General features: G+C 71.2%; 14 protein-coding genes, 3 tRNA genes and 1 pseudogene. 7 read left to right on the top strand and 11 right to left on the bottom strand.

The genetic code is table 11. The features are described from left to right. Positions 1–12: 12 nt before the first annotated feature. Positions 13–89 (bottom strand) — tRNA-Met (locus AB0L06_RS01775). A 189-nt stretch (positions 90–278) separates the two neighbouring features. After that, positions 279–355, bottom strand: a tRNA-Met gene (locus tag AB0L06_RS01770). A gap of 94 nt (positions 356–449) precedes the next feature. Here AB0L06_RS01770 and AB0L06_RS01765 point away from each other — a divergent pair. Next, positions 450–1682, top strand: coding sequence for a cytochrome P450 (locus AB0L06_RS01765; RefSeq protein WP_500228978.1), 1233 nt, complete (start codon positions 450–452; stop codon positions 1680–1682). Here the strand turns inward: AB0L06_RS01765 and pruA are convergent. Together pruA and AB0L06_RS01755 are read right to left on the bottom strand one after the other, a co-directional pair. Continuing rightward, on the bottom strand, positions 1664–3295 hold the full coding sequence (gene pruA / locus AB0L06_RS01760) for an L-glutamate gamma-semialdehyde dehydrogenase (protein ID WP_500228977.1): 1632 nt from the start codon (positions 3293–3295) through the stop codon (positions 1664–1666). The genes AB0L06_RS01765 and pruA overlap by 19 nt on opposite strands. A gap of 139 nt (positions 3296–3434) precedes the next feature. Further along, the gene (locus tag AB0L06_RS01755) at positions 3435–4361 is read right to left on the bottom strand and encodes a proline dehydrogenase family protein (RefSeq protein ID WP_500228976.1); all 927 of its coding nucleotides are present in this window, start codon (positions 4359–4361) and stop codon (positions 3435–3437) included. Between the two features lie 178 nt (positions 4362–4539). On the opposite strand from AB0L06_RS01755, the gene AB0L06_RS01750 reads away from it, so the two are divergent. After that, positions 4540–5682 carry a PucR family transcriptional regulator gene (locus tag AB0L06_RS01750; RefSeq protein ID WP_500228975.1) on the top strand — a complete coding sequence of 381 codons (1143 nt, stop codon included), beginning with the start codon at positions 4540–4542 and terminating at the stop codon, positions 5680–5682. Positions 5683–5860: 178 nt separating this feature from the next. Then, positions 5861–6307 carry a peptidoglycan-binding domain-containing protein gene (locus AB0L06_RS01745; protein WP_500228974.1) on the top strand — a complete coding sequence of 149 codons (447 nt, stop codon included), beginning with the start codon at positions 5861–5863 and terminating at the stop codon, positions 6305–6307. 88 nt (positions 6308–6395) lie between these two features. On the opposite strand, the gene AB0L06_RS01740 is transcribed toward AB0L06_RS01745, so the two are convergent. The 4 genes from AB0L06_RS01740 to AB0L06_RS01725 form a co-directional block, all read right to left on the bottom strand. Further along, a tRNA-Met gene (locus tag AB0L06_RS01740) sits at positions 6396–6472 on the bottom strand. 103 nt (positions 6473–6575) lie between these two features. After that, positions 6576–7622 carry a YlbL family protein gene (locus tag AB0L06_RS01735; RefSeq protein WP_500228973.1) on the bottom strand — a complete coding sequence of 349 codons (1047 nt, stop codon included), beginning with the start codon at positions 7620–7622 and terminating at the stop codon, positions 6576–6578. A 28-nt stretch (positions 7623–7650) separates the two neighbouring features. Then, on the bottom strand, positions 7651–8058 hold the full coding sequence (locus tag AB0L06_RS01730; RefSeq protein WP_500229295.1) for a molybdenum cofactor biosynthesis protein MoaE: 408 nt from the start codon (positions 8056–8058) through the stop codon (positions 7651–7653). Positions 8059–8344: 286 nt separating this feature from the next. Beyond that, entirely contained in the window at positions 8345–8893 is a 549-nt protein-coding gene (locus tag AB0L06_RS01725) for a PPA1309 family protein (RefSeq protein WP_500228972.1), read from the bottom strand. A 247-nt stretch (positions 8894–9140) separates the two neighbouring features. On the opposite strand from AB0L06_RS01725, the gene AB0L06_RS01720 reads away from it, so the two are divergent. Further along, complete coding sequence (locus AB0L06_RS01720) at positions 9141–12260, top strand: UPF0182 family membrane protein (protein ID WP_500228971.1); 3120 nt, start codon at positions 9141–9143, stop codon at positions 12258–12260. A 107-nt stretch (positions 12261–12367) separates the two neighbouring features. On the opposite strand, the gene AB0L06_RS01715 is transcribed toward AB0L06_RS01720, so the two are convergent. Next, positions 12368–12760, bottom strand: a complete 393-nt coding sequence (locus AB0L06_RS01715) for a DUF6069 family protein (protein ID WP_500228970.1) — start codon at positions 12758–12760, stop codon at positions 12368–12370. Between the two features lie 131 nt (positions 12761–12891). Between AB0L06_RS01715 and AB0L06_RS01710 the strand changes: the two genes are divergently transcribed. Then, positions 12892–14427 (top strand): sensor histidine kinase, encoded by a 1536-nt coding sequence (locus AB0L06_RS01710; RefSeq protein ID WP_500228969.1) that lies wholly within the window; start codon positions 12892–12894, stop codon positions 14425–14427. A 28-nt stretch (positions 14428–14455) separates the two neighbouring features. Then, on the top strand, positions 14456–15046 hold the full coding sequence (locus tag AB0L06_RS01705) for a response regulator (protein ID WP_500229294.1): 591 nt from the start codon (positions 14456–14458) through the stop codon (positions 15044–15046). 43 nt (positions 15047–15089) lie between these two features. On the opposite strand, the gene AB0L06_RS01700 is transcribed toward AB0L06_RS01705, so the two are convergent. Continuing rightward, entirely contained in the window at positions 15090–15482 is a 393-nt protein-coding gene (locus AB0L06_RS01700) for a nuclear transport factor 2 family protein (RefSeq protein WP_500228968.1), read from the bottom strand. 69 nt (positions 15483–15551) lie between these two features. Next, a pseudogene (locus AB0L06_RS01695) lies at positions 15552–16519 on the bottom strand (serine hydrolase domain-containing protein). Between the two features lie 430 nt (positions 16520–16949). On the opposite strand from AB0L06_RS01695, the gene AB0L06_RS01690 reads away from it, so the two are divergent. After that, positions 16950–17471, top strand: coding sequence for a hypothetical protein (locus tag AB0L06_RS01690; protein WP_500228967.1), 522 nt, complete (start codon positions 16950–16952; stop codon positions 17469–17471). The last annotated feature ends 11 nt before the right edge of the window (positions 17472–17482 follow it).

Raw genomic sequence — 17482 nt, 5'->3', positions numbered from 1 at the left:
GGCCTTCGGACTTGGTAGCGGGGGCAGGATTTGAACCTGCGACCTCTGGGTTATGAGCCCAGCGAGCTACCGAACTGCTCCACCCCGCGGCGATGTCTCAACACTATGGGGTCCCGGATCCTTAGGCAAACCGGCGATGTGGCCGTTGAACAGCGGCGACGGCATCCCCGAGAAGGCCCGGCATGACCGGAGCATCCGGCAGGCGCCCGACAGCGGAACGGGCTCCCGCCGAAAACGCCGAAGGCCCGGAACCACTTCTGGTTCCGGGCCTTCGGACTTGGTAGCGGGGGCAGGATTTGAACCTGCGACCTCTGGGTTATGAGCCCAGCGAGCTACCGAACTGCTCCACCCCGCGGCGATGCCCCAACATTATGGGGTCCCGGATCCTTAGGCAAACTGAAGGCGCGGGCGTTGAATGACGGGACCCGATATCCCCCGGGAGGCCCGGCATGACCGACGCACCCGAAGCCGTCTACGCCCCGTTCGATCCCGCCTTCCAGGCCGATCCCTATCCCGCCTACCGCAGGCTGCGCGACGACGACCCCGTCCATCGGCACACCGACCCGCCCTTCTGGGCGCTGTCCCGGTTCGAGGACGTGTGGGACGCCGTCCGCGACCATGAGACGTTCTCGTCCGCGCGCGGCCTCACGTTCTACGAGGACGAGATCGGAAAGCTCGGCCTGGCCCCGACCATGGTGATGCTCGATCCGCCCCGTCACACCGTCCTAAGGCGGCTCATCAGCCACGGGTTCACGCCGCGCCGCACCTCCGCCATGGAGGACACGCTGCGCGCCTTCGTGCGCGCGCGTCTGGACGGGATGCGGCGGCGGGAGGCGGACGGCGGGACCGTCGACCTGCACCGCGACTTCTCCTCGCCCCTGCCGGCGTTCGCGCTGGCCGAGCTGCTGGACGTCCCCGAGGCCGACCGCGCCCGGTTCGGCCCGTGGGTGTCGGCGCTCACAACGTTCCAGGACCAGGGCTTCGACACGGGCGCCATGGCCGAGGGATCGGGCGCGCAAGCCGTGGCGGAGATGTTCGAGTACTTCAGCGGCGTCATCGCCGAGCGGCGCGCCAGGCCGGGCGACGACCTGATCAGCGTCCTGACGCTCGCGGAGGCGGACGGCGAGAGGCTGACCGACTGGGACGTCCTCGGGTTCTGCTTCGTGATCGTCGCGGGTGGCAACGACACGACGGGGAACCTCGTCTCGCATGCCGTCGCACTGCTGTCGGAACATCCGGACCAGCGCGAACGGCTCGTCGCCGACCCGTCGCTGATCCCGAACGCGCTGCTGGAATGCCTGCGGCTGGAGGGCTCGGTGCAGGCGCTCGGACGGACGACGACGCGTCCGGTCACGGTGCGCGGCGTCGAGATCCCCGCCGGGGAGAAGGTGATGTTGCTCTACGGCTCCGCGAACCGGGACGAGCGGGAGTTCGGGCCGTCCGCCGGGAGCCTGGACGTGGCGCGGAGCATCCCGCGCCACCTCGGGTTCGCGAGCGGCGTCCACTTCTGCATCGGGTCGCATCTGGCCCGGCTCCAGGCGCGGGTGGCGCTGGAGGAGTTGCTGGCCGCGCATCCGCGCCTGGAATTGGACCAGCCCCGGGCGAAGAGGATCATGTCTCCCTTCACGCGGGGCTGGGTGTCGTTGCCCGTCTACCTGGGGGGTCAGCCCATGTGCGGGTAGCGGTAGTCCGTCGGCGGGACGAAGGTCTCCTTGATGGAGCGCGGGGACGTCCAGCGCAGCAGGTTCAGGATCGAACCGGCCTTGTCGTTCGTCCCGGACGCGCGCCCGCCGCCGAACGGCTGCTGGCCGACGACCGCGCCGGTCGGCTTGTCGTTGATGTAGAAGTTGCCAGCGGCGAAGCGCAGCACCTCGGCGGTGCGCGCGGCCTCGGCGCGGTCCTGCGCGATGACGGCGCCGGTCAGCGCGTACGCCGACACCGACTCCATCTGGGCCAGCATCTCGTCGTACTTCTCGTCGTCGTAGACGTGGATGCCGAGGATCGGGCCGAAGTACTCGGTCCGGAAGATCTCGTTCTCCGGGTCCTCCGACACCAGCAGGGTCGGCCGGACGAAGAAGCCCTCGGCGTCGTCGTAGACGCCGCCCGCGACGACGTCGACCTTCGGGTCGGCCTGCGCGCGGTCGATCGCGGCCTTGTTCTTGGCGAACGAGCGCTCGTCGATGACCGCGCCCATGAAGTTCGCCAGGTCCGAGACGTCGCCCATGGTCAGCGACTCGACCTCGGCGGCGAGCTCCTCGCGGAAGCCGTCCTCCCAGATCGACCGCGGCACGTAGGCGCGGGACGCGGCGGAGCACTTCTGCCCCTGGTACTCGAACGCGCCGCGGACGAGAGCGGTCTTCAGGACGCCCCGGTCCGCGGACGGGTGCGCGACCACGAAGTCCTTGCCGCCGGTCTCGCCGACCAGGCGCGGGTACGTGCGGTACTTGTCGATGTTGCCGCCGACGGTCTTCCAGAGGTGCTGGAAGGTGGCGGTCGAGCCGGTGAAGTGGATGCCGGCGAGCTCGGGGTGGGCGAGCGCGACCTCCGACACGGCGATGCCGTCGCCGGTGACCAGGTTGATCACGCCCTTGGGCAGCCCGGCCTCCTCCAGCAGCTCCATGGTCTTCACGGCCGCGAAGGTCTGCGTCGGGGACGGCTTCCAGACCACGACGTTGCCCATGAGCGCGGCGGCGGTCGGCAGGTTCGCGGCGATCGCGGTGAAGTTGAACGGGGTGATCGCGTAGACGAACCCCTCCAGCGGCCGGTGGTCGGACCGGTTCCACACGCCGGGCGAGGAGATCGGCTGCTCGGCGAGGACCTGCCGGGCGAAGTGCACGTTGAAGCGCCAGAAGTCGATCAGCTCGCAGGGGCTGTCGATCTCGGCCTGCTGGGCGGTCTTGGACTGGCCGAGCATGGTCGCGGCGGCGATCGTCTCGCGCCACGGCCCGGACAGCAGGTCGGCGGCCTTCAGGAAGATCGCCGCGCGGTCGTCGAAGGCCAGGTCGCGCCAGGCCGGGGCGGCCTTCAGCGCGGCCTGGATCGCGTCGCGCGCGTCGTCCTGCGTGGCGGTGCCGAACGTGCCGAGCACCGAGGCCTTCTTGTGGGGCTGAACGACCTGGACCTTCTCGCCCGCGCCCATCCGCCGCTCGCCGCCGATGGTCATCGGCAGGTCGATCGGGGCCTGCGCCTGCAGCTCGGCCAGCTTGGCCTCCAGGCGAGCCCGCTCGGGGCTGCCGGGCGCGTAGCCGTGGATCGGCTCGTTCACCGGTGCGGGGACGTTGGTCACGGCGTCCATGGGACCTCCTGCGGAGTAGGTCGGGTGGTCGGCGGGGTGGCTCACTACGGTCGGGCTCACCGCGGTCGGGCGCGCCACGGCAGGACCCGCTGCTGTCGGGCTCGCTGCCGTCGGGCTCACCGCGGTCGTCGGGGGACGGTCAGCGGGAGACGAAGGAGCGGAGGAAGAAGGCCAGGTTGGCGGGCCGCTCGGCCAGCCGGCGCATGAAGTACCCGTACCAGTCGGAGCCGTACGGGACGTAGACGCGCATGTCCTCGCCGGACTCGGCCAGGCGGCGCTGCTCGCCCGCGCGGATGCCGTACAGCATCTGGAACTCGTAGCTGCCGGGCTCGCGGCCGGTGCGGTGCGCCAGGTCGAGCGCGATCTCGATGATGCGCGGGTCGTGGCTGCCCACCATCGGGTGGCCCTCCCCCTCCATCAACATCTTCAGCGCCCGGACGTATGCCCGGTCGACGTCCTTCTTGGACTGGTGGGCGACCGAGTCGGGCTCGGCGTAGGCGCCCTTGACGAGCCGGACGCGCGAACCGGGGCCGGTCAGCCCGGCGAGGTCGCCCTCGGTGCGGTGCAGCATCGCCTGGATCGCGACACCGGTCCCGGGGAAGTCGGCGCGCAGCTCGCGCAGGATGCCGAGGGTGGAGTCGACCGTGGTGTGGTCCTCCATGTCGAGCGTGATCGTCATGCCGAGGCCGTCCGCCGCGGCGGCGACCGTCCGGGCGTTCTCCAGCGCGATCGCCTCGCCGTCGCCGGGCAGCGCCTGGCCGAGCGCGGACAGCTTCAGCGACGCGTCCGACCCGGGGGTCAGGCCCTCGATGGCGAGCGCCTTGAACAGGTCGAGGTAGGCGTCGCGGGTCTCGTCCGCCTGGGCGCGGTCGGTGGTGTCCTCGCCGAGGTGGTCGAGGGTGACCTTCAGGCCGTCCCCCTGGAGTTCCTGGATGGCGAGGATCGCCGCGCCGAGGTCCTCCCCGGCGACGAAGCGGTCGACGACGTTCCGGGTCAGCGGAACGGAGGTGACGAGGTTGCGCATGCGCGCGCTGCGCGCGGCCGCGAGAAGGATGGGAGCAAGCACTCTGACCTCCGGTTTCCGGTGAGTGGGTCGAGACGGGTCGGTGGGTACGTCACGATGGGGTCGCGTGCCGGACGACACGGGCCCTCACTTCGAAGCTAGGTCCTCCTGACCTGCACGGATATAGTCAATTGTCACTTGATGGCGGCCGGTTGTTCAGACATATGTATGAGAGGTGGCGGTGGCCGGAGCGGGAGACCTTCAGGAGCTGACCGAGCTGGTCGCCGACATGCTCGGGGCGCCCGCGACCCTGGAGGACCGTGACTTCCATCTCGTCGCGTACGCCGCGCACGGCGGGGCCATCGATCCCGTCCGGATGGAGTCGATCCTGCACCGGCGGGCCACCGATGAGGTCCGCTCCCGGTTCGAGCGGTACGGGATCGCGCGCGCGACCGGCCCGGTGCGGATTCCGGCCGATCCGGCAGCGGGCGTGCTCGGCCGGGTCTGCCTGCCCGTCCGGTGGCGGTCGGTGACCTACGGCTACCTCTGGCTCCTGGACGACGAGAACCGCATCGGCGACGACCTGCTCGCCCGGGCGGCGCCGCTGTCCGAGCGCGCCGGGCTGCTCATGGCCCGGCAGTCCCGCGAGCGCGCCGACCTGGGCTGGCAGCTCGCCGACCTGCTCTCCGCGCACGCCGAGGTGCGGACGTCGGCCGCCGCCGCGCTGGCCGAGGCGCTCGAACCGCCGATCGTCGTGGCCGTCCTGCGCACCCCGGACGACGAGCCCCAGCCACTGAACCCCTGGCTGCTGCCCCGATCCGTGCTCACCACGACCTGGGAACGCGACCACGTTCTGGCGATCCCGCACGACGCCTCGTCCACCGAGACGACCGTGGCCCGGGCCCGCCGCCTACTGGAGGAACGCGGATCCGGGCCCGTCGCGGCCGGGCTGTCCGATCCCTGCCCCGAGCTCGCGCGCGTGCGCGAGGGCTGGCTCCGCGCCCGAGTGGCCGCCCGCGTGGCCGGTTCGGCCCCTGACGGCACGGCAGGCGCCGAGGCCGGGGTGACCCGCGCCTGGCCCGATCTGGGCGCGCTGCGGCTGCTGCGGCTCGGCGACGACGACTCGCTTGCCCAGACCGTCCTGACGCCGGGGATCTCGCGGTTCCTGGAGCCGAAGCACGCCGACCTCGTCCGGACGGCCCTGACCTACCTCGATCACGCGGGCAGCGTCCACGCGACCGCGTCGGCCCTGAACATCCACCGGCAGACGCTCTACCACCGGCTGCGCCGCATCGAGGAGATCACCGGCCTCGTCCTGTCGGACGGCCGCGACCGCCTCACCCTGCACCTCGCCCTGGCCATCGCCCCGCACCTCGGCCGGTGACCCCGTCCAGCGCGTCGCCAGAGGCGGGACGGATTCGCGGGGCGTGGGAGCGCTGCCGGCCATATGCGACTGTCCCTCCGGACACAGGCGGATGGGCTGTCAGGGCGCTTGTGCGACCACCCCAGTCAGGAGTTTTCTGACAGGGGAGTCAAATCCACCATGGGGAGGTGGGATCGGTATGGCGAACGCATGGCCGGTGCTGCGCAGGGGCAGCCGCGGACCGGACGTCACCACGGTGCAGTACATCCTCCGCGCGGCCCGCGAGGCCTCGCGGCACCTGAAGCCGGACGGGGACTTCGGCCCGAAGACCGAGCACGCGGTACGCGAGTTCCAGGAATTCGCCAAGATCACCGTCGACGGCGTCGTCGGCCCGGTGACCTGGGGCAAGCTCACCGACGGGCACACCGTCAAGTCGACCGTCCGGCGCGGCGACCAGGGCGACTTCGTCCGGGCCGCCCAGACCGAGCTGGTGAAGCAGGGCCACCTGAGCTCCGGCGGGGTGGACGGGATCTTCGGCCCGAAGACCGAGGCGGCCGTACGCCACTTCCAGGATGACGTCGGCCTGACCGTCGACGGCATCGTCGGGCCGCACACCTGGCGGGCCCTGGTCACCCACAAGCGCTGACGGGTGGCCGGCCTGCGGCCGCGTGACGAGCGCGGGCGGTGAGAACGCCGAAGGCCCGGAGTCGTTTCCGACTCCGGGCCTTCGGACCTGGTAGCGGGGGCAGGATTTGAACCTGCGACCTCTGGGTTATGAGCCCAGCGAGCTACCGAACTGCTCCACCCCGCGGCGATGTCTCAACTCTAGGGCATGAACGAGAGTGGACCAAATCGGTTTCCCGAGGTGACGTCCGGTGGCGTCCGGCGAGGCCACCTCGGGCCCGATCGGACGCCTATTTCGTGCAGGCGGGAATGTCGCCCTTCCCGGAGTTCAGGGCGTCCAGCGACTGGATCGCGCCGTGCAGCGTGTCCGCGCGGACGAGCCGGAGCCCACCCGGGCGCGCGCCCAGCGCCTCGGCGCAGTTGTCCTTCGGGGTGAGGAAGACCGTCGCCCCGGCGCGCCGGGCCGCGATCATCTTCTGCTGGATGCCGCCGATCGGGCCGACCTGGCCCTCCGGGGTGATCGTCCCGGTGCCCGCGATGAACTTGCCGCCGGTGAGCGGCCCCGGGGTCAGCTTGTCCACGATGGACAGCGAGAACATCAGGCCGGCGCTCGGCCCGCCGATGTCCCCGACACTGATGTTGATCTTGAACGGGAACTTGTAGTCCTCGCCGAGCACCACGCCGATCACCGGCTTGCCGTCCTGGCCCTTGGCGGTGGTCAGGTCGACCTTGACCGGCTTGTTCGCGCGCAGCACCTCGACGGTCGCCCTGCCGCCGACCCCGACCTTGCCCATCTGGGCCTTGACCTGGTCGACGTTCGCGGTCTTCACACCGTTCACCGCGGTGATCTCGTCGTTCGGCTGGAGCTTCCCGGCGGCGGGCTTGCCCTGCTGGACGGAGTTGACCAGGACCCGCGTCGGGACCTGGATGCCCAGCTCGTGCAGCGCGGCCGCCTCGGCGTTCTCCTGCGAGTCCTGCATCTGCCGGGTGTTCTCGGCGTCCACCTGCTGCTGCGACTCGTGCTTGGGGAAGATCGTCTCCTCGGGGACGATCGCGGTGTCCTTCGACAGCCAGCCGCGCAGCGCGGTGAACAGGTCGATCCGCGCCTCCGGGCCGCCCCGGTAGGTGACCGTGACGAAGTTCAGATGGCCGGTCGCGGGATAGGTCTGCCGTCCGTCGATCTGGACGAGCGGCACGCCCTTCCCGTTGTCGCCCAGCGTGTTGGCCGTGGGGCCGGGGTACAGCGCGACGTACGGCACCGGCAGCAGAACGCCGACGATCACCAGCGCCAGCAGGAGCGCGCTCGCGACGGCGAGCGTGACGGCACGACGAGACATGTCGGAAAGCCTACGGGCACGCCGGGAGTCAGCAGGCCCCGACCCACTCGTCCCCGCCGCCGGTGAACGCCTGCCGCTTCCAGATCGGCACCTCGGCCTTGAGGTCGTCGATGAGCCGCCGGCAGGCGGCGAACGCCTCGCCGCGGTGGGGGCAGGACGCCGCGACCACCACGGCCAGATCGCCGATCTCCAGGTCACCGACCCGGTGCACGGCCGCGATGGCCCGCACCGGGAAGTCGGCCGCCACCTTCTCCATCACCCGGCGCAGTTCCCGCTCCACGGTCGGGTGGGCGCTGTAGGACAGGGCGTCGACCTCGCGCGCGTGGTCGTGGTCGCGGACCGTTCCGACGAACACCGCCGTGCCGCCGGCCGCCCTGTCCTGGACGGCCGCGAACACCTCGTCCACCGACAGCGGGGTGTCGCGCACCTCGCACAGCCGGACGGCGTCGAGGGCGTCCGCCTCCGGGGCGCTCGGGGCGGAATCGGCTGGGGAGTGGGTCACCTCGCTCACGCGTCGCAGCCTACTCGACCACCCCTCCCCTGCCTCGGGGAGGGCGTGATCAGGCACGATCGAAGAAATCCACCGCGACCGAACGGCCGAGCGTGACCGGGCGGCCGGACGTGACCCGGCGGCCGGGCGTGACGGGGTCAGGCGTGATCGAAGTGCTCGCCGTGGACGCCTGTTCAAGGCGGCCGGGCGAGGCAGGGTCGGGCGTGACGGGTCAGGCGTGGTCGGGGTGCTCGCCGGGGACGTCCGGTTCGAGGGTGGCGGCGAGGGCGTCGGCGAGCGCGGGCACGAGGTCGGGGCCCAGCAGGACCTCGTCGTCCATGTCGTGGCGGCGCAGCCGGAGCGCGGAGTGCCGCTCGCCGTCGCGCGTCACGCCGACGATCATGCGGACGTCCTCGCGGGCCGGGTGGTCGGCGGCGAAGGTGGCGGCCTCGTCCGGGTCGGCCGGGATCTCCTCCTCGGCCTCCGGCGGCAGCACGACGCGCTCGATGACCAGGGCGCAGCCCGCGACCGCGTCCGGCCACGCGATGGTCGCCAACGCGTCCTCCACGGACGCCTGCGCGGGCAGCTCGGGCTGCTCCAGCGCGGCGAGCGTGTCGCCCTGCCCGGAGTCCTCGGCCAGCCCCAGCTCGGCGGCGAGCTCGGGCTCGGTGGTGCGGATCTCACTGCCGTACACCAGCGCGTACAGCTTGGGCGCCGCGTCCCACCCCTGCTCGGCGGCGTGGCGTTCCAGGTCCTGGACGACTTCTTCGAGATGACTCACGCCCCCATCTTCCCCCGTCCGTGCGCGTGCGTCGGCCGCGACCTCCCGTCGTCCGGCGTCGGACGCGTCCGCCGGTTCCGGTACGTCCGGCGGTTCTGGTGCGCCGCGCTTATGCCGAACCCCACTTGTCACCGGGTTATCCACAATTGGACGCGGAACTGGGGGCGGCGCGGGACCACTCGATAGGTTTCTAGGACAGCACCGGCGGGGGATGCCGGTGGGGGCGCGATCTGAACGGAGGGGCCCGTTGACCTTCCGGACTCCCGGAATCCGGCGGCGGTTCGGCGGCGGCCGGTCCCGGCTGCTTCTTCCGACGCTGGTGACGCTGGCCGTCCTGGTGATCGCCTTCACGGTCGTCACCGCGATCTGGACCAACCTGCTCTGGTACCGCTCGGTCGGGCTCTCGTCCGTCTACACGACCCAGCTGTGGGCGCGCACGTCGCTGTTCTTCGGCGGCGGCCTGCTGATGGCGCTGGCGGTCGGGGTGAACATGGCGGTCGCGCACCGGCTGCGCCCGGCCTACCGGCCGCTGTCGGTCGAGCAGCAGGGCCTCGAGCGGTACCGGATGATCATCGACCCGCGGCGCCGGCCGGTCACGGCCGTGGCGCTGCTGCTGCTCGGGGTGCTCACCGGCGCGTCCGTGGCCGGGCAGTGGCCGGTCTGGCTGGCGTTCCTGAACCGGACGAGCTTCGGCGTCAGCGACCCGCAGTTCCACAAGGACATCTCGTTCTACGTCTTCACCTATCCGTTCCTGCGGCTGGTGCTGAGCGTCGTGTTCGCGACCGTGATCCTGTCGATGCTGGCCGCCGTGATGGTCCACTACCTGTACGGCGGTCTGCGGCTGCAGGGGCCGGGCGACAAGGTGAGCCCGGCGGCGCGCGCGCACCTGTCGGTGCTGATCGGGCTGTTCGTGCTGCTGAAGGCGTTCGCCTACTGGTTCGACCGCTACGGCCTGGTGCACTCCGAGCGGGGCGTCCGCACGGGCGCGTCCTATACCGACGTCAACGCGCTGCTGCCGGCGAAGACGATCCTCGCGGTCATCGCGATCGTGTGCGCGCTGCTGTTCTTCTCCAACCTGCTGCGGCGCGGCATGACGCTGCCGGGCGTGGGCCTGATCCTGCTGGTCCTGTCGGCGCTGCTCATCGGCGGCCTGTACCCGCTGCTGATCCAGCGCTTCCAGGTGAAGCCGGACGAGCAGAACAGGGAACGCCGCTTCATCCAGCGCAACATCGACGCCACCCGCGCCGCCTACGGCGTCAAGGGCGTCACCCTCGAGCCGTACGGCGGACGCCCGGAGACCGACCAGGGCAGGCTCGCCGCCGCCGCGCGCGACCTGTCCGGCGTCCGGCTGCTCGACCCGGTCGTGGTCAGCCCGACCTACCAGCAGCTCCAGCAGATCCGCGAGTTCTACCGCTTCCCTGACACCCTGGACGTCGACCGCTACCAGGTCAACGGCCGTCCGCAGGACTCGGTCGTCGCCGTCCGGGAGCTGTCCGGCCCGCCGAAGGGCCAGAACAGCTGGGTGAAGGACCGGCTGATCTACACCCACGGCTACGGCTTCGTCCGCGCGCCCGGCGAACGCCTCACCGCCGACGGCACCCCCGACTTCCAGCAGAAGGACATCCCCCAGAAGGACCTCACCGGTCCGCCCGTCAGCACGCCGCAGATCTACTTCGGCGAGCGGACGACCGACTACTCGATCGTCGGCGGCGAGGGGCAGAAGGAGTTCGACCACCCCGACCCGTCCAACAGCTCGCAGCAGATCAACACGACCTACGACGGCCGGGGCGGCGTCCCGATCGACTCCGCGCTGAACCGGACGCTGTTCGCCGCCAAGTTCCAGGACTGGAACCTGCTGCTGTCCGGCGCGATCAAGAAGGACGCCCGGATCCTCTACCACCGGACCCCGCGCGAGATCGTGCAGCGCGCCGCGCCCTGGCTCACCCTCGACGGCAACCCGTACCCGGTCGCGGTCGGCGGCCGCATCCAGTGGGTGCTGGACGGCTACACCACGTCCAACGGCTACCCGTACTCCCAGACCCTCGGCCTCCAGGACGCCACCCGCGACACCATCACCGACACCCGCTCCGCCGTCGCCCGGCAGGCCGACCACAAGATCAACTATCTGCGGAACTCGATCAAGGCCACCGTCGACGCCTACGACGGCACCGTCCACCTCTACCTCTGGGACGACCAGGACCCGATCGCCAAGACGTGGATGAAGGTCTTCCCCGGCACGGTCGAGCCCAGGTCCAGGATCCCGTCCGACCTGCTGGACCACCTGCGCTACCCGGAGGACCTGTTCAAGGTCCAGCGCCGCATCCTGGCCCAGTACCACGTGACCCAGGCGGACGCCTTCTACGGCGGCCAGGGCTTCTGGGACGTCCCGGAGGACCCGTCCCCCGCCAACAAGGGCAAGACGCAGCCGCCGTACTACCTGAGCCTGCGCATGCCGCAGCAGGCGAGCGTCCAGCCCCAGTACGCGAAGCCGCCCGCCCCCGGGACGAACTCCCCGCAGTCCGGCGGCCGTCCCCGCACCACCGCGGCCATGTCCCCCCTCACCCCGAACCCCTCACCGTCCCCCACGACCTCGCCGTCCCCGCAGTCCGGGAACCAGCCGGGAACACCAGGCGGCGCCCAACCGGGCGCGAAGCCCGGGGCCCAGGGCGGCACGGGCGATCAGTTCGAGTCACCGCGCTTCTCGCTGACCTCGGTGTACACGCCTCGGGGCCAGCGCTACCTGTCGGCGTTCCTCACCGCCGACTCGACTCCCGGCGATCCCGGCTACGGCAGGCTGCGCCTGCTGGAGATGCCGGCCGCCGATCAGCCGGGCCAGCCGCGTCCGCAGGGGCCGGGCCAGGTGCAGCAGGCGTTCGAGAACGACCGGGACATCCGCAACCTGCTGTTCCCCACGCGCGGCAGCGGCACCGAGACCAAGCTCGGCAATCTGCTGTCCCTGCCGTTCGCGGGCGGCCTCCTCTACGTCGAGCCGCTGTACTCGCAGACGACCCAGAGCAATCAGGCCCCGTACCCGACCCTGCTCGCCGTCCTGGTCAAGTACGGCGACCGGGTCGACTTCGCCAGCCGCTCCGACAAGTCCCAGACCGACACGGACCTCTTCCAGTCCGCGATGCGCAGCCTGTTCGGATCCAGCGCCGGCCAGTCCCCCGGCACCCCGCCGGGCCAGTCCGGCAACGGCAAGCTGTCCCCCGACGCCCAGAAGGCCATCACCGACCTGTCCAAGGCCATCGACGACTTCAAGAACGCCCAGTCGAAGAACGACTACTCCGCCATGGGCGAAGCCTGGAACCGCATCCTCCAAGCCCGCAACGCCCTGACCACCGCCACCCAGAAACCCCCCAAGTAACCCCACACCACCACCAGGCACGAGCGGCGCGGCGCAGGCGCGCGGCGCAGGCGCGCGGCGCAGGCGCGCGGGCAGGTGTCTGTGGGGTGGGGGCTGTGGGTGGGGAGTCAGGCTTCTGTGGGGCGGGGGAGGAGGCCGAGGATGATCACGATGCCGACGGTCACGTGCAGGAGGATCAGGACGAGGGTGGAGGACGTTCCGACGGCGTTGTTGGACGGGCCGGTGAGGGATGCGATGAGCACTCCTGGGGCGACGAACGGCCAGACGCGGTGGGCGCGGGGGGTGCGGCGTCGCAGGATGGCGAGGAGGATCCAGCCGGAGAGACCGGCGAGAACACTCGTCAGGATGATCAGCAGCGGACCGACGGTGGTGGTGCCGTCGCCCATCCGGACGGTCAGGTCGACCCCGGCCAGGGGGACCGCCACGGCCCAGATGGCGAGGGCGGACGCCGTCGCCGCGGTGATGGTGAGGAGGGGCTGCTTGAGCGAGGTGGTGTTCATGTCGCCAACAGTGGCTCGCGCGGGTTCGTCCGCACATCGGGCGGGCGGTCGTCCTTGGTGCGTCCTCGGTGCGGGGTGGGTCCGACTTTGGTAGGTGTCGGCCGTTCCGTCCCGGCGGTTAGCTTGGCCCGATGATCGAGTCCCCCTCTCCGCGCCCGGCCGGGGCAGCGAGTGTGATCGTCCTGGTGGGCGCGTTGACCGCGGCGTCCGTGTGGTGGCGGCCCGCCGGGGCCGCGTTGTGGCTCGACGTCGCAACCGGGGTGTTGAGCCTGGGCGCGGCGGTCGCGCAGATGTGGTGGCCGGTCTCCGGCGCGCTCGCCGCCACCCTCCTCGCGGCGGTGTCCCCGGCGGCCACACCGGTGGCCACGACCGGCGTACTGCAGGTGGCTCAGCGGAAGCGGTTCGTCCTCGCCGCGGGTGTGACGGCGGCGGGCTTCGGCGCGCACCTCGTGCGGGCTCTGTGGCGTCCCACCCCCGGTATCTCCCTCGGCTGGTGGCTGGTGCTGATCTGCGCCACGTACGGCGCGCTGCTCGGCTGGGGAGCGCTGGCCCGTTCCCGTCGCGCCCTGCTCATCTCCCTGCACGAACGCGCCGTCCGCGCGGAGGCCGAGCAGGGACGGCGGGTCGCCGAGGCGCGCATGGCCGAGCGGCGCACGCTCGCCCGGGAGATGCACGACGTCCTGGCCCATCGGTTGTCGCTGGTCGCGACCCACGCCGGAGCTCTGGAGTACCGTCCGGACGCCTCCCCCGAGAAGGTCGCCAAGGCCGCCGGGATCGTCCGCGCCGGAGTACACCAGGCGCTGGAGGAGCTGCGGGAGGTGATCGGCCTCCTGCACGAGGACGACATCGACGCCGAGACCGCGCCCCAACCCACCCTCGCCGACCTCCCCCGCCTGATCGAGGAGGCCCGCGATGCCGGGCAGTCCGTGGACTTCCGGGACGAGCTGGGCGTCGACGCCGCCCGCCTTCCGGACGCCGCCTTCCCGCCCGCCATCGGCCGGGCCGCCTACCGCGTCGTCCAGGAGGGGCTGACCAACGCCCGCAAGCACGCCCCCGGCCAACCGGTCGAGGTACTGCTGTACGGCACCCCGGACGCCCGCCTAATCATCGACGTCAGCAACACCCTCCTGGGAGAGGTCACCCAAGCGGCGGAGGCCGCCCTGTCCGCAACGTCCTCAGCCACCACAGCCGCTCAGGTTCACGATGCGCGCGCCGGTCGCACTGCGTCCGCGACAAGCGCACAGGCCCTGCACACGCACATCACGCAAACCCCGTCCGCGCCAAAGGCCCAATCCCCACGCGCGCGTACCGCACAGACCCCGCGCGCGGACGTCCCGCAGACCCCGCGCGCGGACGTCCCGCAGACCCCGCGTGTGAACGCCCCGCACGCGGACGCCCCGCGTGCGGACGCCCCGCGTGCGGACGCCCCGCGTGCGGACGCCCCGCGTGCGGACGCCCCGCGTGTGAACGCCCCGCGTGCGGACGTCCCGCAGCGGGGGGTGGATGTGTCGGTTTCGGGGATGCCGGGGGCGGGGGTCGGGTTGGTCGGGCTTACGGAGCGGGTGCGGCTCGCGGGTGGGCAGTTGGATCACTGGACGAGCGAGGGGCGTTTCGTCCTGCGCGCCTGGCTACCATGGCCGCGTGATCCGGGTGCTGCTGGTCGATGACGATCCTTTGGTGCGGGCGGGGCTGTCCATGATGCTGGACGGTGCGGCGGGCATCACGGTGGTCGGTGAGGCCGCGGACGGCGGGGAGGCCGTCGCCGCGACGGACGCGCACGCGCCGGACGTCGTGCTCATGGATCTGCGCATGCCCGGCGTGGACGGCATCACCGCGACCCGCAGGCTGCGCGCGCGGCCCGTCCCGCCGGAGGTGATCGTCCTGACCACCTTCGACGCGGACGAGGACATCCTGCGCGCCCTGCGGGCCGGGGCCGGCGGCTTCCTGCTCAAGGACACCCCGCCACCGCAGCTCGTGGAGGCGGTCACCCGTGTCGCCGCCGGGGACCCGATCCTGTCGCCACGCGTCACCCGGCGCCTGATGGAACGCACCATCACGCAGACCGGCGCGTACGAGCGCGCCCGCGGGACGCTGGCCAACCTCACGCCCCGCGAGTCCGAGGTGGCCGTGGCCATCGGACGAGGCCGGACGAACGCCGACATCGCCACCGAACTCGCCATGAGCGTGACCACGGTCAAGGCCCACGTCTCGAGCATCCTGACGAAGCTCGACCTGGACAACCGCACCCAGATCGCCCTTCTCGCCCACGACGCCGGCCTGACCTGAACCACGATCGACACCCGAGTCGTGGTCAGGCGGTGGGGCGTGGTCAGTCCTTCTTGAGGAGGTCCCTGGTCGTCTGGTCGACGCGGTGGATCCGGCCGTCCGCCGCGAGGTGGCCGAACATGTAGATCTCCGCGCGGAACTCGCCGCCCTTCCGCATCGCGACGTCGAGCGTGTAGCGGGCGGCGAAGCGGTTGCCCGACAGGACCGTCTCGTGGACGTCGACGGACCCCACGTCCGAGGATGTGAAGCGTTTCCGCAGGCCGCGGACGTGCGCCAGCATCCGTTCCCGGTTGATGACGAGCCCGTCGTTGCAGTACTCGAAGTCGGGGACGAAGTAGCGGGCGAGGACCTCGGCGGGATCCTGGTCCGGTTCGACCATGTCCCGCGTGTAGTCGACCAGGAATTCCGAAAGGTCGTGTTCCGAGCGAATACCCATGACTCCACCTCGTAGGTGTACGACATACGCTTACGACCGGACCAACGTACCCCACCCCCGCACGGTTCCCTAGTCACAGAGGGCGGTCTCGACGGCCTTCCGCATGTCGCCGTCCTGCGCGGGCAGGCCGCCCGGGTCGAGGTTCACCATGACCGTGGCCTGCCGTCCGGCCGTCGTGACGCCGCCCAAGGTCGCGAAGCCGAAGATGTCGCCACCGTGCCCCCAGTAGACGCCGCCGCAGGGCAGAGGGTGACTTTCCAGACCGAGGCCGTAGGCACGGCCGTCAGACCCACCCGTCGGACGCGTCCTCATCATCTGCCGCAGCTGGGCCGGAGGCAGGAGCCTGCCGCGCACCAGGGCGTCCAGGAAGCGGTTGACGTCGCTGGTGCTGGAGATCATCCCGCCGCCCGAGCTCGCGATCGACGGGTTGAACGCCGTGATGTCCACGAGCGGCGCGTCCGGCCCCGGACGGACGTAACCGCGCGAGTGCGGGCCGGGGATCGACGTGTCGTCGCCGGGACGTGGGTGTTCCCCAGATGCAACGGCGTGATGATGCGGTCGCGGATCTCCTCCCCGAAGGACCGGCCGGTCACGCGCTCGATGAGCATCCCCGCGAGCAGGTAGTTGGTGTTGGAGTAGCGCCACCCCTTGCCGGGCTCGAAGGTCGGCGGATGGGCCAGCGCGAGGTCCACCAGGTCGCGGACGTCGTGGTGGGCCAGCGGATTCCGGATCACCTCCTTCATGTCGAGGTAGGAGAGGTAGTCCGGCAGGCCGCTGGTGTGCTGAAGCAGCTGCCGGACGGTGATCCGCCGCCCGTCATTGCCGGACCTGCGGACGACCCCCGGCAGGTAGCGCTCCACCGGCGCGTCGAGGACGACCCGATGCTCCGCCACCAGCTGCAGGACGACCGTCGCCACGAACGGCTTGGTCATGCTGCCGATCCGGAAGACGTCGCCGCCGCGCATCGGCGCACGGCTCTCCACGTCCGCGACGCCGCTGGTCAGGACCGTCCCGCCCCGGCGGCCACGGGCCTCCATGAGCGCCCCGGGCGCGCCGTCGACCGTCGTCAACCGCCGCATGATCTCCCGCAGCCCGGCCGTGGACGCGTCCGCCGAGCGAGACTCGGCCGCGGCGTCCGCGAACGCGCTGGACCGATGCCCCGCCGGCGCGACCACCACGGCACCCGCTGCGACGGTCGCGGCGAACGCACCGCACACCACACGCTTGGCCTTGATCATTTGAGCTCCCTCATCGCGAGAGCCTCACGCTAGAAAGCGCGGTTCCGGACGCACGTCACCCGAGAGAGCCAGCTTCCCGATCGCACCACGGGTGGACACGGTCCACATCGGCGACAGCCCCTTCCCCAGCGGACTTCGGGGTGAGATCTCCGCAAGCGTCCGTCACTTTCCGCGACGATCCTGAAGCTCTAAGTTGTCGAGCGGAAAATCCGACCACCGAAGGGGAGAGATGAAGCGGATCACCAAACTGGCCATGGGGACGTTCACGGGGGCGGCCGTCGCGCTGGTCCCGTCGACACTGACCGGCACGGCGAACGCGGGCACGGACACCGACACGTCGGTCATCACCCTCAGGCCGGACGGCGCGGCGCGGGCGCACGCCGGCGCGTCCCAGGCCATCCACTGCGCGCTCGCGGCCCACACCCCGTACCGCCCCCAGCGCGCGGACGCCGTGGACCGCAGCGCGGTCACCGTCGCGGGCTCGATGAAGTGCGACCACGCGGTGGCCCGGATCAGCGTCCGCGTCGGGCTCTACAAGGACGGCCGGCTGTACGAGCAGAGCGGGGTGAAGTCCAACGCGGGCAGGACGTCCATCACCCTGAACGCAGCCGGCCAGTGCGTCGGACAGCAGGACTACACGGGCGTCGCCATCGCGAACGTCATCGCCCCTCCCGGTTACCACCCCTCGCACGCCAAGGGCAGGGCCATAGGCAAGACCATCCGGATCGCCGACTGCAAGCGCGGCGGCTGACACCCCACGTG

The organism is Spirillospora sp. NPDC052269 (assembly GCF_040679435.1).
In the GTDB taxonomy this organism is placed as follows: Bacteria; Actinomycetota; Actinomycetes; order Streptosporangiales; family Streptosporangiaceae; genus Spirillospora.
The sequence above is the reverse complement of the archived record's forward strand: the minus strand, read 5'-3'. Positions and strand labels throughout refer to the sequence as shown.